Below are 13102 nucleotides of genomic sequence, written 5' to 3' on the forward strand. Positions count from 1 at the left end.
GAAGGGCGGCTAGCCCGGGTAGACGGGCGAGGAGCCGGCCTTGATCATCGGCTGCCAGTTCGCGCCGGGCGCGAGCCGGACGATGCCGTCGCTCTGCGAGTTCGCCACGACCGGCGCGCGGTCGTCGTGCGGCGCGGCGACCTCCTTGACCTCATTCAGGCCGGGCAGCACCGACGTGGCCGACGTCGAGCCGTCCGTCAGGATGTACCGGACCTGCTCCACGCCCCCGGCCTCCGTGCCGACCACGACGAGCCGGCTCGGGCCCGCCCACGAGACCGCGGAGACGGACTCCAGGCGCGGCGCGGCGCGCTGCGGCTCGACCACGGACACCACCGGCCGGCCCGAGGGCCCGGTCTGCCGCTCGATCCGCCCGATCTGCAGCGTCGTACGGCCCTGCTCGTGCAGGAGCAGCGCGACCCGGACGCCGTCGGCGGACACCCTCAGCGCCTCGACGCGCGTACCGCTCTCCAGCCACGGGGTGCGGACCGGGACGGCCGTGCCCTCGCCGTCCGGCACCATCAGCAGCCGCGGCCTGAGCGGGTTGCGGTCGGCCACCCACAGGTCGCCGCGCCCGTCCCAGCTCGGCGCGGACAGCCGGTCCTGGGGCCGGGCCGCCGTACTGGTGACCTTGGGCGCCCGCGGCTCGTGGTCGGAGATGATCGACGAGACGCTCAGCCGACGGCCGTCCTGGCTCACCCCGGCCGCCCGGCTCTCGTCCCGGGACACGGCGACGGACTGCAACGGCGCCAGGCCCTTGCCGAACGGGCCGAGCGTGGCGCTCGGGCTGCCGACCTCCTTGCCGCCCGTCGGCAGCATCATCAGCGTGCCGCGGCCGTCGACGAAGAACGCGTTCTCCGCGCGGCCGGACTCCCGCACCGGCGCGAACTCCTCCGCCTGCGCCTTGCTGCCCACGCACAGCTGCGAGCCGTTGGACCGCTGCAGCTCGACCTGCTCGATCCGCACCGACTGCAGGTCGGCGAGGGTGAACAGCAGCTGCGCCGCCATCCGCCGGCACTGCTTGCGGCCCACGTGCGCCGCCTTGTCGTTGAGCGGCACCTTGAGGGTGCTCTGGTCGTCCGGGGCGAGGGTGGTGACGCCCTCCTTCAGCGCGGTACCGGTCGGGAAACGCGAGTCGACGACCTGCTTCAGCCAGTTCGTCGGTCCCTCGAGCAGCGCCTTGACGGTCTGCGCCACCGGGTCCATGCGGGTGACCGGGTCCTGCCGGTTGCGGACGTAGACCGGGTCCGCGACCACCCAGTCCTCGCCGGACGCGAAGTAGTACTTGTTGATCGACCGGTAGTTGCGCTGGAAGTCGGACTCGCTGAGCACCAGGCCCGGCGGCAGCCGGTCGATCCGCCACTCCTTGCCGTTGCCCTGCCCGTCCTCGACGTCCACCTGCACCAGGTGGATGGAGCGCAAGAAGTCGGCGGGGCTGATCGGCTGGTAGGCGTGCCGGGCGTCGACGGTCGCGATCTGCCGCCCGGAGATCGGGTACGTCAGCTCTCGCGCGTCCCGGTCGTCGGGCCGGTCGGGCTGCTTGCGGTCGGGCGCGGTGGCGAGCACGGTGATGCGCTCCTCCGGCCGCCAGGTGAGCGCCGCCTCCTTGGTGAGGTACTTGCGCGCGGTCGCGAAGCCGGCGTCGTCGCTGGTCATCGCCTCCAGGAAGCCGTCGACGATCTCGTCCGGCGCGGCTCCCTCACGCGGCTGCACCGCATAGACCCGTACCTGCGAGTCGCCCGGATTGGAGGCCCGCACCTGGCGAACGTCCCCCTGGTCAGGCATCCCCGCGCAGCCGCTGACGAGCACACCGCCGACGGCGAGCACGACGGCGCCGCGGGCGACCCCGGAGGCACGGCCGGGCCGCGTGGCGGCGTCCGGCGCGGTCCGGGGCCGCGGCACGGCGGCGGCCCCGGCTGCCGTGCCTGCCCGCCCCCTCCGCGTCCCCGTGTGGTCCTGTCCCGCGCCGCCGGCCGGGCCAAGGGCCCGGCGTCCGGTGTCAGCCCCCACTGCTGCTGTCCTCCCGCTCCGCCACCGACGGCGTCCTCGTCATGTCACCGGTCTCGCCGCCCGTCCGCGCGACCACCCGGGACACCCCGCCCGGCAGCGCCGTCGGGTCGGCCGCCTCGCGGGGCAGCCGCGGCGGCCCGGGCAGGGCGACGGGTACGGACAGTCCGGGGCGCTCGCCGCCGGGCTGGGACGGCACGGCCGCCCGCCGGACCCGGCCGGCGTCGCCCTGGGGGGCCCCGGCCGCGGCCTGCTCGCGGTTGCGACGCGAGTCCTCCGGCTCCAGCGGGATCGGGGAACCGCGCAGCGGCTCGTCCGCGGTCCTCGGCAGCGTGAGCCGGAACTGCGAACCGCCGCCCGGCTCGCCCCACGCCTGCAGCCAGCCGCCGTGCAGTCGCGCGTCCTCCACGGCGATGGACAGGCCGAGGCCGGTGCCGCCGGTGGTACGGGCACGGGCCGGGTCGGCCCGCCAGAAGCGGTTGAAGACGCGCGTCGCCTCGCCGGGCTTCAGACCGACGCCGTAGTCGCGCACGGCCACGGCGACCGCGCCGCCGGCCGACGCCATGCGCACGATCACGTCCTTGCCCTCGCCGTGCTCGACGGCGTTGACGACGAGGTTGCGCAGCACCCGCTCGACCCGTCGGGCGTCCGCCTCGGCCACGACCGGCTGCTCGTCGCCGACGACCACGATCCGGCCGCCCTTGCGCTCCGCCAGCGGCTCCGCGCCGCCGATGACCCGCCGCACGACCTCCCGCAGGTCTATCGGCTCGGCCTCCAGCGCGGCCGCGCCGGCGTCGAAGCGGCTGATCTCCAGCAGATCGGCGAGCAACGACTCGAAGCGGTCGAGCTGGTCGCCGAGCAGCTCCGCCGAGCGCGCGGTCACCGGATCGAAGTCGCTGCGGGCCTCATGGATGACGTCGGCGGCCATCCGGACCGTCGTCAGCGGCGTGCGCAGCTCGTGCGAGACGTCGGAGACGAAACGCCGTTGCATCCGCGACAGCTCCTCCAGCTGCTGGATCTTCCCCTGGAGGTTCGCGGCCATCTTGTTGAAGGCCTCGCCGAGCCGGGCGATGTCGTCCTCGCCGGTGACCTTCATGCGTTCCTGCAGGCGGCCCGCGGAGAGCCGCTCGGCGATCCCGGCGGCCATCCGCACGGGCGTGACGACCTGCCGCACCACGAGCCACGCGATGGCCCCGAGCAGCACGACGACGAACAGCCCGGCCGTCGCCAGGGTGGTCTTGACCAGGGCGAGCGACTCCCCCTCCTGCGTCAGCGGGAACAGGTAGTACAGCTCGTACTGGGTGCCCTCGCGGTCGTTGAGCCGCTTGCCCACGACCAGACCGGGCTCGGAGTTCTTGCCGGAGGTGTAGTGGATCCGCGTGTACGACTGGAAGGTGCCCGCGCCCTGCGCCACGGCGTGCCGCAGGTCCACGGGGATGCTGGTGGTGGGGTCGACCTCGCCCGAGGCGCGGGCGCCGCGGCTGGCGGCCCCCTCGGACTCGAGGCTGAGCGCGACCACGTTGTAGGCGCTCTGGCCGCCGCTGGCGAGCATGGCGACCAGCTCGGACCGCCAGTTCACGGAGGTACCGGCCCGGGCGCCGTCCTGGCCTCCCGGCCCGGTGGCGGTGCTGGCCCGGTCCTGCGCGGCGGCGAAACCGCCGGCGGCCTGGCTCTGGGCGGCCTTCTCCTTGGCGTCGAGCAGACCGTTGCGCACCTGGCCGATGACGACGATCCCGAGCAGCAGCACGACGCCCAGCGACATCAGCAGCGTCGCCGCGACGACCCGCAGCTGGATGTTGCGCCGCCACAGCCGTACGGCGGGCAGCAGCGGACGGCGCACCCAGCGCACGAAGAGGCGGAGCACCGGTCCGCCCGGTGCCCTGTCCTGGAGCAGCCCTCCGCCGAGGAGCGGACGGCCGAACCGCGAGGCTCCGCCCCTGGACCCGGCAGTCCGCCCCGTACGGACTCCCGGCTCCCCGGGCTTCGGAGCAGCACTGCCTGCGCTCATGATCAGCTCGGTCCGGCCTTGTAACCGACGCCTCGGACGGTCACGACGATCTCCGGCCGCTCCGGGTCCTTCTCGACCTTGGAGCGCAGCCGCTGGACGTGCACGTTCACCAGCCGGGTGTCGGCCGCGTGCCGGTAGCCCCACACCTGCTCCAGGAGCACCTCACGGGTGAACACCTGCCACGGCTTGCGGGCGAGCGCCACCAGGAGGTCGAACTCGAGCGGCGTCAGGGCGATGGACTGCCCGTCGCGCTTCACGGAGTGGCCGGCCACGTCGATCACGAGGTCGCCGATGGCGAGCTGCTCCGGGGCGGGCTCCTCCGACCTCCGCAGCCGCGCCCGGATACGGGCGACGAGCTCCTTCGGCTTGAACGGCTTGACGATGTAGTCGTCGGCCCCGGACTCCAGGCCCACGACGACGTCCACCGTGTCGCTCTTGGCCGTCAGCATGACGATGGGCACGCCCGACTCGGCCCGGATGAGCCGGCAGACCTCGATGCCGTCCCGTCCGGGCAGCATCAGGTCGAGCAGTACCAGGTCCGGCTTGGCCTCCCGGAAAGCGGCGAGAGCCTTGTCGCCGTCCGCCACGAACGACGGCTCGAAGCCCTCGCCCCGCAGCACGATCCCGAGCATTTCGGCCAGAGCGGTGTCGTCGTCGACGACAAGAACGCGTCCCTTCATATCGACATCATCCCATTTCCGTATCAGTCTCAAGGCGGCTGGTGAGATAGCTCACCCGCCGGCACCGACGTTCCCCGTGATCGTCCGGCGCTGGTCACCTCGTGCGTGGGTGTCGACGTCAGGCGTGCAGGTCACCCCGTGGCCCCCGTGGCCGGCCAGCACCGTACCCCGACCGGCCGGAAGATCACCGCTCCTTCACCCACCCCTTTCCTCCCGTCTCCCCGCGAGTTTGTACGGACTGGTCGCCCTCCGCCCGGTCTGCACCCCGTGACCTGCGCGGGCGAGCCTCCGAGGAGATCCCCGGGCCCGCCCGCGGGCGGGCCCCGCGTGGCACGATGGCAGCCGGCCCGCCGCCCCGCAGGGCTGCCGGGCGCTGAGACCGAGCCGGCTCGGTGAGCCGACCCCGCGACCGAAACTCGAGGTGGACGACCGTGAACGACACTCCGGGCTGGGCCTCGCCCGGATCTGCGCCCTCCGATCCCTCCGACGGCGGCGACGCCTCGGTCCCCCGCCCCGCCGGTCCCGCCGACGCGGGCGAGCCGGGCGTGAAGTGGTCGAAGGAGCAGCCTCCCGCGGGCCAGTGGTCGCCGCCGACCGGCGCCAGCGGCGGTCCGGTCCCGCCGCAGCAGCCCGGACAGGGCTGGGGCGGCGGCTGGGCCGGCCAGGCCCCGGCGGCCGCCAAGCCCGGAGTCATCCCGCTGCGCCCGCTCGGGATCGGAGAGCTCCTCGACGGCGCCGTGTCGACGCTGCGCACCCACTGGCGTCCCGTGCTGGCCCTCTCGCTCACGGTCGCGGTGGTCTCCCAGATCATCGTGATCCTGGTGCAGCGCTACCTCGTGCCGACCCCGGCGGCGCCCAACCCCGACGCCACCCCGTCGGAGGCGCTGGCGCAGACCGCCGACGACCTGCAGATCACCCTCCTGGCCAGCGTGCCCGCCGGACTGATCATGCTGGCCGCCACCATGATCAGCTCCGCGCTGCTCACCGTCGTGATCAGCCGCGCCGTCCTGGGCCGCGGCGTGACGCTCGCGGACGCCTGGCACGAGGCCCGGCCCCGGCTGCTGCCGCTGCTCGGCCTGACGTTCGTACTGCCGGCCCTCGCGGCGGCGCTCCTGGCGGTCGGCCTGGTGCCCGGTCTGCTCATCGGCGGCGTCGGCGGCGGCCTGCTCGCCACCGTCGGCGGGGTGACCGCGTTCGTCGTCGTCATCTGGCTGACCATCCGCTTCAGCCTGGCGTCGCCGGCGCTGATGCTGGAGCGCCGGGGCGTCATCGAGTCGCTCAAGCGCTCCGCGAAGCTGGTCAAGGGCTCCTGGTGGCGGATCTTCGGCATCCAGATCCTGACGGCCATCCTCGCCGGCCTGGTGTCGCAGATCATCCAGATCCCGTTCATGATCCTGGCGTTCCTCGCCGACGGCGACCTCATCGGCAGCATGATGCGCGGCGAGGCGCCGGAGTACAGCTGGGCCTTCCTCATCGTCATGGGCATCGGCGCGGTGATCGGCTCCACGATCACGTACCCGATCTCCGCCGGCGTGGTCGTCCTGCTCTACGTCGACCAGCGCATCCGCCGCGAGGCGCTCGACATCGAACTCGCCCGGGCAGCGGGCCTGGGCGATCAGCCGCCCGCCGCCGGCCCCCAGCCCGCCGGGAGCTGACGGGGTGATCGACACGGGGGGAACGATCACGGCGCGGCTGCTGGCCCGCGTCCGCACGGACGTACCGGTGGACACGCCCCGCGACCCCGCCCGCGAGGCGGCCGAACGGGAACTGTCCAAGCCGGCGTACCACGAGAACGACCCGAGCCTGCTGCAGCGTGCGCTCGACAAGTTCTGGGAGTGGGTCGGCGGACTCTTCGACTCCGCCTCGGGGGTCGGCACCAGTGGCTGGCTGGGCCTGACCGCCATCGTGGTCGTCGTCCTCGCCCTGGCCGCCGCCCTGTGGTGGCGGCTGGGCACCCCCCGGCGGACTCCCGGCTCCGCGGACTCCCTGTTCGACGACGGCCCCCGCACGGCCGCCGAGCACCGGGCCGCCGCCGACCGCCACGCGGCCGCCGGCCACTGGAACCAGGCCGTCCAGGAGCGGATGCGCGCCGTCGTCCGCTCCCTGGAGGAGCGCACCGTCCTCGACCACCGGCCCGGCCGCACCTCCGACGAGGCCGCCGCCGAGGCCGGCCGGGCCCTGCCCGAGCACGCCGACGAACTGCGCGCGGCGGCCCGTACATTCGACGACGTCACGTACGGCGGCCGCAGCGCGGACGAGTCCGCGTACCGCCGCGTGGAGCGCCTGGACGCCGCCCTGGAGCGTACGAAGCCGAAGCTCGAAGCCGCCGCCGAGGGGGCCGCACGATGAGCAGGACCGCCCCCAGCCCGACGTCGACGGCCGTGCCGGCCCGCGTGGTGTGGACCCGCGCCCGCGGACTGCTCGCCGGCCTCGCCATCCTCCTCATCGGCGGGATCCTCCTCGCCGCCATGCGCTCCGGCGACCACCACGGCCGGCTCGACCCGCGCTCCGCCGACAAGCTCGGCAGCCGCGCCGTCGCCGAACTCCTCAAGGCCCAGGGCGTCACGGTCACCCCGGTCGACACCCTGGCCGCGGCCGGCGCCGCCGCCGACGCCGACACCACCCTGCTCGTCACCAACCCGGACCTGCTGACCCCCTATCAGCAGGACACCCTGCACTCCGCCGTCGCTGCCTCCGGCGGCCGCACCGTCCTCCTCGCCCCCGGACCCGCCTCCCTCGGCACCCTCGCCCCGGGCGTCACCAGCGCCTCCACGGCCCCCGTGAAGAACCGGCAGCCCGGCTGCGCCTTCCCGCCCGCCGAGCGCGCCGGCAGCGTCCTGCTCGGCGGCGAGTCGTACACCTCCACACTCCCCGCCGCGCGGACCGACACCTGCTACGCCGCCGAGGGCCACCCGACCCTCCTGCGCGTCGAGGGCGCCGACGGCGGCGACACCGTCGTGCTCGGCGCTCCCGACCTCCTCTACAACGACCGCCTCGACGAGCAGGGCAACGCCTCGCTCGCCCTGCAACTCCTCGGTTCCCGCACCCATCTGGTCTGGTACCTCCCCTCTCTGTCCGACCCCTCGCTCAACGAGGGCCCCTCCGACGACACGACCGAAGAGACCGGCGTCGCCGAAGGCTTCCTCTCACTCGTCCCGTCCGGCTGGCTCTGGGGCACGCTGCAGCTCTTCGTCGCCGCCCTGCTCGCCGCCGTCTGGCGCGCCCGCCGCCTCGGCCCGCTGGTGACCGAACGGCTCCCGGTGGCGATCCGCGCCTCGGAGACCACCGAGGGCCGCGCCCGCCTCTACCGCAGGGCCGACGCCCGCGACCGCGCGGCCACCGTCCTGCGCACCGCGACCCGTACGCGGCTCGCTCCCCTGCTCGGCGTCGCCCCGCGCGCCGCCCACGCCCCCGACGCCCTGCTCCCCGCGGTCTCCGCCCGTCTGCCCGAGGGCGACCGCGACGTCAGGGACCTCCTCTTCGGCCCGGCTCCCGCCGACGACGCCGCCCTGATCCGCCTGGCTGACCAACTCGACGCCCTCGAAAGAGAGGTACGCACCTCATGACCGCCCCGACCCCCGCGACCGCCGAGAACGCGGACGCCGCCCGCGCCTCCCTGGAGGCCCTGCGCGCCGAGATCGCGAAGGCCGTGGTCGGCCAGGACCCCGCCGTCACCGGTCTCGTCGTCGCGCTCCTCTGCCGCGGCCACGTCCTTCTGGAAGGCGTCCCCGGCGTCGCCAAGACCCTGCTCGTCCGCTCCCTGGCGGCCGCACTCGAACTCGACACCAAGCGCGTCCAGTTCACCCCCGATCTGATGCCCAGCGACGTCACGGGTTCGCTGGTCTACGACACCCGCAGCGCCGAGTTCTCCTTCCAGCCCGGCCCGGTCTTCACCAACCTGCTGCTCGCCGACGAGATCAACCGCACCCCTCCGAAGACCCAGTCCTCCCTCCTGGAGGCCATGGAGGAGCGTCAGGTCACCGTCGACGGCACCCCCCGTCCGCTGCCCGAGCCCTTCCTCGTCGCGGCGACACAGAACCCGGTGGAGTACGAGGGCACTTACCCCCTCCCCGAGGCCCAGCTCGACCGCTTCCTGCTCAAGCTGACCGTGCCGCTGCCGTCGCGCGAGGACGAGATCAACGTCCTCACCCGGCACGCCGACGGCTTCAACCCGCGCGACCTCCAGGCCGCCGGCGTCCGTCCGGTCGCCGGACCCGCCGAACTCGAAGCCGCCCGCGCCGCCGTCGCGAAGACCTCGGTCTCCCCCGAGATCGCCGGCTATGTCGTCGATATCTGCCGTGCCACGCGTGAATCCCCCTCACTGACCCTCGGGGTCTCTCCCCGAGGAGCCACCGCACTGCTGTCCACCGCTCGCGCGTGGGCCTGGCTCACCGGCCGGGACTACGTGATCCCGGACGACGTGAAGGCCCTCGCCCTGCCCACCCTGCGTCATCGCATCCACCTGCGGCCCGAGGCGGAGATGGAGGGAGTCACCCCCGACTCCGTCATCACCGCGATCCTCGCCCACGTCCCCGTCCCCCGCTGAGGCAGCGACGTGGCTCTGACCGGACGAACCGCGCTCCTCGCCGCCATCGGCTCGCTCCCCGTCGGCATCCTCGCCCCCAGCTGGACGGGGATGCTGGCGGTGAACGCGCCTCTCTCTCTCGCAATTCTGTGCGACTACGCGATGGCGGCGCCAGTGCGAACGCTGCGCTTCACCCGAAGTGGTGATACGTCAGTTCGACTCGGTGACGAGGCGGAAGTGCAGCTCACCGTCACCAATCCCTCGCGCCGCAGACTCCGCGCCCACGTCCGCGACGCCTGGCCGCCCAGCAGCTGGCCCCGAGGCACCGAACCGGCCGCCTCCCGCCATGAAGTGACGGTTCCTCCGGGGGAACGCCGACGGCTCACCACCGTCCTGCGCCCGGCCCGGCGCGGCGACCGCAAGGCCGCCCGCGTCACCGTCCGCTCCTTCGGCCCGCTGGGCCTGGCCGCCCGCCAGAGCAACCACGAGGTGCCCTGGACGGTCCGCGTGCTGCCGCCCTTCACCAGCCGCAAGCACCTGCCCTCGCGCCTCGCCAGGCTCCGCGAGCTCGACGGACGCACCAGCGTCCTCACCCGCGGCGAGGGCACGGAGTTCGACAGCCTGCGCGAGTACGTCCCCGGCGACGACACCCGCTCCATCGACTGGCGGGCGACGGCCCGCCAGACCACCGTCGCCGTCCGTACGTGGCGCCCTGAGCGCGACCGCCACATCCTGATCGTCCTCGACACCGGCCGCACCTCGGCCGGCCGCGTGGGCGACGTCCCGCGCCTCGACGCCTCGATGGACGCCGCCCTTCTCCTCACGGCCCTCGCGTCCCGCGCAGGCGACCGTGTGGACCTCCTCGCCTACGACCGCCGCGTCCGCGCGCAGGTCCTCGGCCGGTCGGCGACGGACGTCCTCCCCACGATGGTCAACGCGATGGCTCCGCTCGAACCCGAGCTCGTCGAGACCGACGCCCGCTCCCTCGCCGCGACCGCTCTCGCGAAGGCCCCGCGCAGCTCGCTCCTGGTGCTGCTCACGAGCCTGGACTCGGCGCCCATCGAGGAGGGCCTCCTCCCGGTGCTCCCGCAGCTCACCCAGCGCCACACGGTCGTGGTCGCCTCCGTCTCCGACCCGCACACGGCGGAGATGACCCGCGCCCGCGGCAGCATCGACGCGATGTACGAGGCCGCCGCCGGCGCCCAGGCCCAGGCCCAGCGCCTCCGCACGGCAGAACAGCTCCAGCGCCACGGCGTCACGGTCGTCGACGCGACGCCGGACACCCTCGCCCCTGCGCTGGCGGACGCGTACCTGGCCCTGAAGGCAGCCGGCCGTCTCTGAACAGGCTCGGAGGAATGCGTAAGGGGATCTCCTGTAACGAGGAGATCCCCTTACCGCCGAGTTGGACCCTGAACGCAGAAAAGCCCCGCACCATGAGGTGCGGGGCTTTCCCACAATGATTGTTCGGCGGCGTCCTACTCTCCCACAGGGTCCCCCCTGCAGTACCATCGGCGCTGAAAGGCTTAGCTTCCGGGTTCGGAATGTAACCGGGCGTTTCCCTAACGCTATGACCACCGAAACACTATGAAGTTGAACTCAAGCCGGCGATGGCGAGTTCGTTACTTCAGAACTAACACAGTGGACGCGAGCAACTGAGGACAAGCCCTCGGCCTATTAGTACCGGTCAGCTCCACCCATTACTGGGCTTCCACATCCGGCCTATCAACCCAGTCGTCTACTGGGAGCCTTACCCTCTCAAGGAGGTGGGAATACTCATCTCGAAGCAGGCTTCCCGCTTAGATGCTTTCAGCGGTTATCCCTCCCGAACGTAGCCAACCAGCCATGCCCTTGGCAGGACAACTGGCACACCAGAGGTTCGTCCGTCCCGGTCCTCTCGTACTAGGGACAGCCCTTCTCAATATTCCTACGCGCACAGCGGATAGGGACCGAACTGTCTCACGACGTTCTAAACCCAGCTCGCGTACCGCTTTAATGGGCGAACAGCCCAACCCTTGGGACCGACTCCAGCCCCAGGATGCGACGAGCCGACATCGAGGTGCCAAACCATCCCGTCGATATGGACTCTTGGGGAAGATCAGCCTGTTATCCCCGGGGTACCTTTTATCCGTTGAGCGACGGCGCTTCCACAAGCCACCGCCGGATCACTAGTCCCGACTTTCGTCCCTGCTCGACCCGTCGGTCTCACAGTCAAGCTCCCTTGTGCACTTACACTCAACACCTGATTGCCAACCAGGCTGAGGGAACCTTTGGGCGCCTCCGTTACCCTTTGGGAGGCAACCGCCCCAGTTAAACTACCCATCAGACACTGTCCCTGATCCGGATCACGGACCCAGGTTAGACATCCAGCACGACCAGAGTGGTATTTCAACGGCGACTCCACAACCACTGGCGTGGCTGCTTCAAAGTCTCCCACCTATCCTACACAAGCCGAACCGAACACCAATATCAAACTGTAGTAAAGGTCCCGGGGTCTTTCCGTCCTGCTGCGCGAAACGAGCATCTTTACTCGTAGTGCAATTTCACCGGGCCTATGGTTGAGACAGTCGAGAAGTCGTTACGCCATTCGTGCAGGTCGGAACTTACCCGACAAGGAATTTCGCTACCTTAGGATGGTTATAGTTACCACCGCCGTTTACTGGCGCTTAAGTTCTCAGCTTCGCCGACCCGAAAGTCAGCTAACCGGTCCCCTTAACGTTCCAGCACCGGGCAGGCGTCAGTCCGTATACATCGCCTTACGGCTTCGCACGGACCTGTGTTTTTAGTAAACAGTCGCTTCTCGCTGGTCTCTGCGGCCACCCCCAGCTCACGGAGTAAATCCGATCACCAGGTGTGGCCCCCCTTCTCCCGAAGTTACGGGGGCATTTTGCCGAGTTCCTTAACCATAGTTCACCCGAACGCCTCGGTATTCTCTACCTGACCACCTGAGTCGGTTTAGGGTACGGGCCGCCATGAAACTCGCTAGAGGCTTTTCTCGACAGCATAGGATCATCCACTTCACCACAATCGGCTCGGCATCAGGTCTCAGCCTTGATGTGAGGCGGATTTGCCTACCTCACGGCCTACACCCTTACCCCGGGACAACCACCGCCCGGGCTGGACTACCTTCCTGCGTCACCCCATCGCTTACCTACTACCACCTTGGGTCAGCGGCTCCACCACTCCCCTTTGCCCGAAGGCTCCGGGGCGGCTTCACGGCCTTAGCATTAATGGGCTCGATATTGGGCGTTTCAAAGCGGGTACCGGAATATCAACCGGTTGTCCATCGACTACGCCTGTCGGCCTCGCCTTAGGTCCCGACTTACCCTGGGCAGATCAGCTTGACCCAGGAACCCTTAGTCAATCGGCGCACACGTTTCTCACGTGTGTATCGCTACTCATGCCTGCATTCTCACTCGTGAACCGTCCACAACTCGCTTCCGCGGCTGCTTCACCCGGCACACGACGCTCCCCTACCCATCACAGCAGGCGTTGGCCCTGTTGCTGCAATGACACGACTTCGGCGGTACGCTTGAGCCCCGCTACATTGTCGGCGCGGAATCACTTGACCAGTGAGCTATTACGCACTCTTTCAAGGGTGGCTGCTTCTAAGCCAACCTCCTGGTTGTCTCTGCGACTCCACATCCTTTCCCACTTAGCGTACGCTTAGGGGCCTTAGTCGATGCTCTGGGCTGTTTCCCTCTCGACCATGGAGCTTATCCCCCACAGTCTCACTGCCGCGCTCTCACTTACCGGCATTCGGAGTTTGGCTAAGGTCAGTAACCCGGTAGGGCCCATCGCCTATCCAGTGCTCTACCTCCGGCAAGAAACACACGACGCTGCACCTAAATGCATTTCGGGGAGAACCAGCTATCACGGAGTTTGATT

8 protein-coding genes and 2 rRNA genes (1 of these 10 cut by a window edge) are annotated in these 13102 nt (G+C 70.7%); 5 read left to right on the forward strand and 5 right to left on the reverse strand.

Features of this window, described 5'->3' with window-relative positions; translation table 11 throughout:
* Positions 1-9 precede the first annotated feature (9 nt).
* The 3 genes from ACNJ93_RS11985 to mtrA form a co-directional block, all read right to left on the reverse strand.
* On the reverse strand, positions 10-1782 hold the full coding sequence (locus tag ACNJ93_RS11985) for an LpqB family beta-propeller domain-containing protein (protein WP_418961378.1): 1773 nt from the start codon (positions 1780-1782) through the stop codon (positions 10-12).
* A 214-nt stretch (positions 1783-1996) separates the two neighbouring features.
* Positions 1997-4012 carry an MtrAB system histidine kinase MtrB gene (gene mtrB / locus ACNJ93_RS11990; RefSeq protein WP_418957375.1) on the reverse strand — a complete coding sequence of 672 codons (2016 nt, stop codon included), beginning with the start codon at positions 4010-4012 and terminating at the stop codon, positions 1997-1999.
* A 2-nt stretch (positions 4013-4014) separates the two neighbouring features.
* Entirely contained in the window at positions 4015-4692 is a 678-nt protein-coding gene (gene mtrA / locus ACNJ93_RS11995; protein WP_009333493.1) for a two-component system response regulator MtrA, read from the reverse strand.
* A gap of 431 nt (positions 4693-5123) precedes the next feature.
* Here mtrA and ACNJ93_RS12000 point away from each other — a divergent pair, with 431 nt between their 5' ends.
* From ACNJ93_RS12000 to ACNJ93_RS12020, 5 genes are read left to right on the forward strand one after another with little or no spacing between them, the layout of a single operon-like run.
* A complete protein-coding gene (locus ACNJ93_RS12000) occupies positions 5124-6347 on the forward strand; it encodes a glycerophosphoryl diester phosphodiesterase membrane domain-containing protein (RefSeq protein ID WP_418957376.1) in 1224 nt (407 codons plus the stop codon).
* Between the two features lie 4 nt (positions 6348-6351).
* The gene (locus ACNJ93_RS12005) at positions 6352-7041 is read left to right on the forward strand and encodes a DUF4129 domain-containing protein (RefSeq protein ID WP_418957377.1); all 690 of its coding nucleotides are present in this window, start codon (positions 6352-6354) and stop codon (positions 7039-7041) included.
* The gene (locus ACNJ93_RS12010) at positions 7038-8258 is read left to right on the forward strand and encodes a DUF4350 domain-containing protein (protein ID WP_418957378.1); all 1221 of its coding nucleotides are present in this window, start codon (positions 7038-7040) and stop codon (positions 8256-8258) included. The genes ACNJ93_RS12005 and ACNJ93_RS12010 overlap by 4 nt, the downstream gene beginning before the upstream one ends.
* Positions 8255-9238 carry an AAA family ATPase gene (locus ACNJ93_RS12015; RefSeq protein WP_418957379.1) on the forward strand — a complete coding sequence of 328 codons (984 nt, stop codon included), beginning with the start codon at positions 8255-8257 and terminating at the stop codon, positions 9236-9238. Before ACNJ93_RS12010 ends, ACNJ93_RS12015 begins: the two co-directional genes overlap by 4 nt.
* Positions 9239-9247: 9 nt before the next feature.
* Entirely contained in the window at positions 9248-10558 is a 1311-nt protein-coding gene (locus ACNJ93_RS12020; RefSeq protein WP_418957380.1) for a DUF58 domain-containing protein, read from the forward strand.
* 121 nt (positions 10559-10679) lie between these two features.
* Here ACNJ93_RS12020 and rrf read toward each other — a convergent pair.
* Both rrf and ACNJ93_RS12030 read right to left on the reverse strand, forming a co-directional pair.
* Positions 10680-10796, reverse strand: a 5S ribosomal RNA gene (gene rrf, locus ACNJ93_RS12025).
* A gap of 75 nt (positions 10797-10871) precedes the next feature.
* A 23S ribosomal RNA gene (locus ACNJ93_RS12030) occupies positions 10872-13102 on the reverse strand; it runs 886 nt beyond the window's last position.

This window comes from Streptomyces tritici, assembly GCF_048500665.1.
Lineage (GTDB): Bacteria > Actinomycetota > Actinomycetes > Streptomycetales > Streptomycetaceae > Streptomyces > Streptomyces tritici.

Coding starts and splice junctions, on each gene's coding strand:
- ACNJ93_RS12015 (WP_418957379.1), top strand. CDS start 8,255: ATGACCGCCCCGACCCCCGCGACCGCCGAGAACGCGGACGCCGCCCGC.
- ACNJ93_RS12010 (WP_418957378.1), top strand. CDS start 7,038: ATGAGCAGGACCGCCCCCAGCCCGACGTCGACGGCCGTGCCGGCCCGC.
- mtrB (WP_418957375.1), bottom strand. CDS start 4,012: ATGAGCGCAGGCAGTGCTGCTCCGAAGCCCGGGGAGCCGGGAGTCCGT.
- ACNJ93_RS11985 (WP_418961378.1), bottom strand. CDS start 1,782: ATGCCTGACCAGGGGGACGTTCGCCAGGTGCGGGCCTCCAATCCGGGC.
- mtrA (WP_009333493.1), bottom strand. CDS start 4,692: ATGAAGGGACGCGTTCTTGTCGTCGACGACGACACCGCTCTGGCCGAA.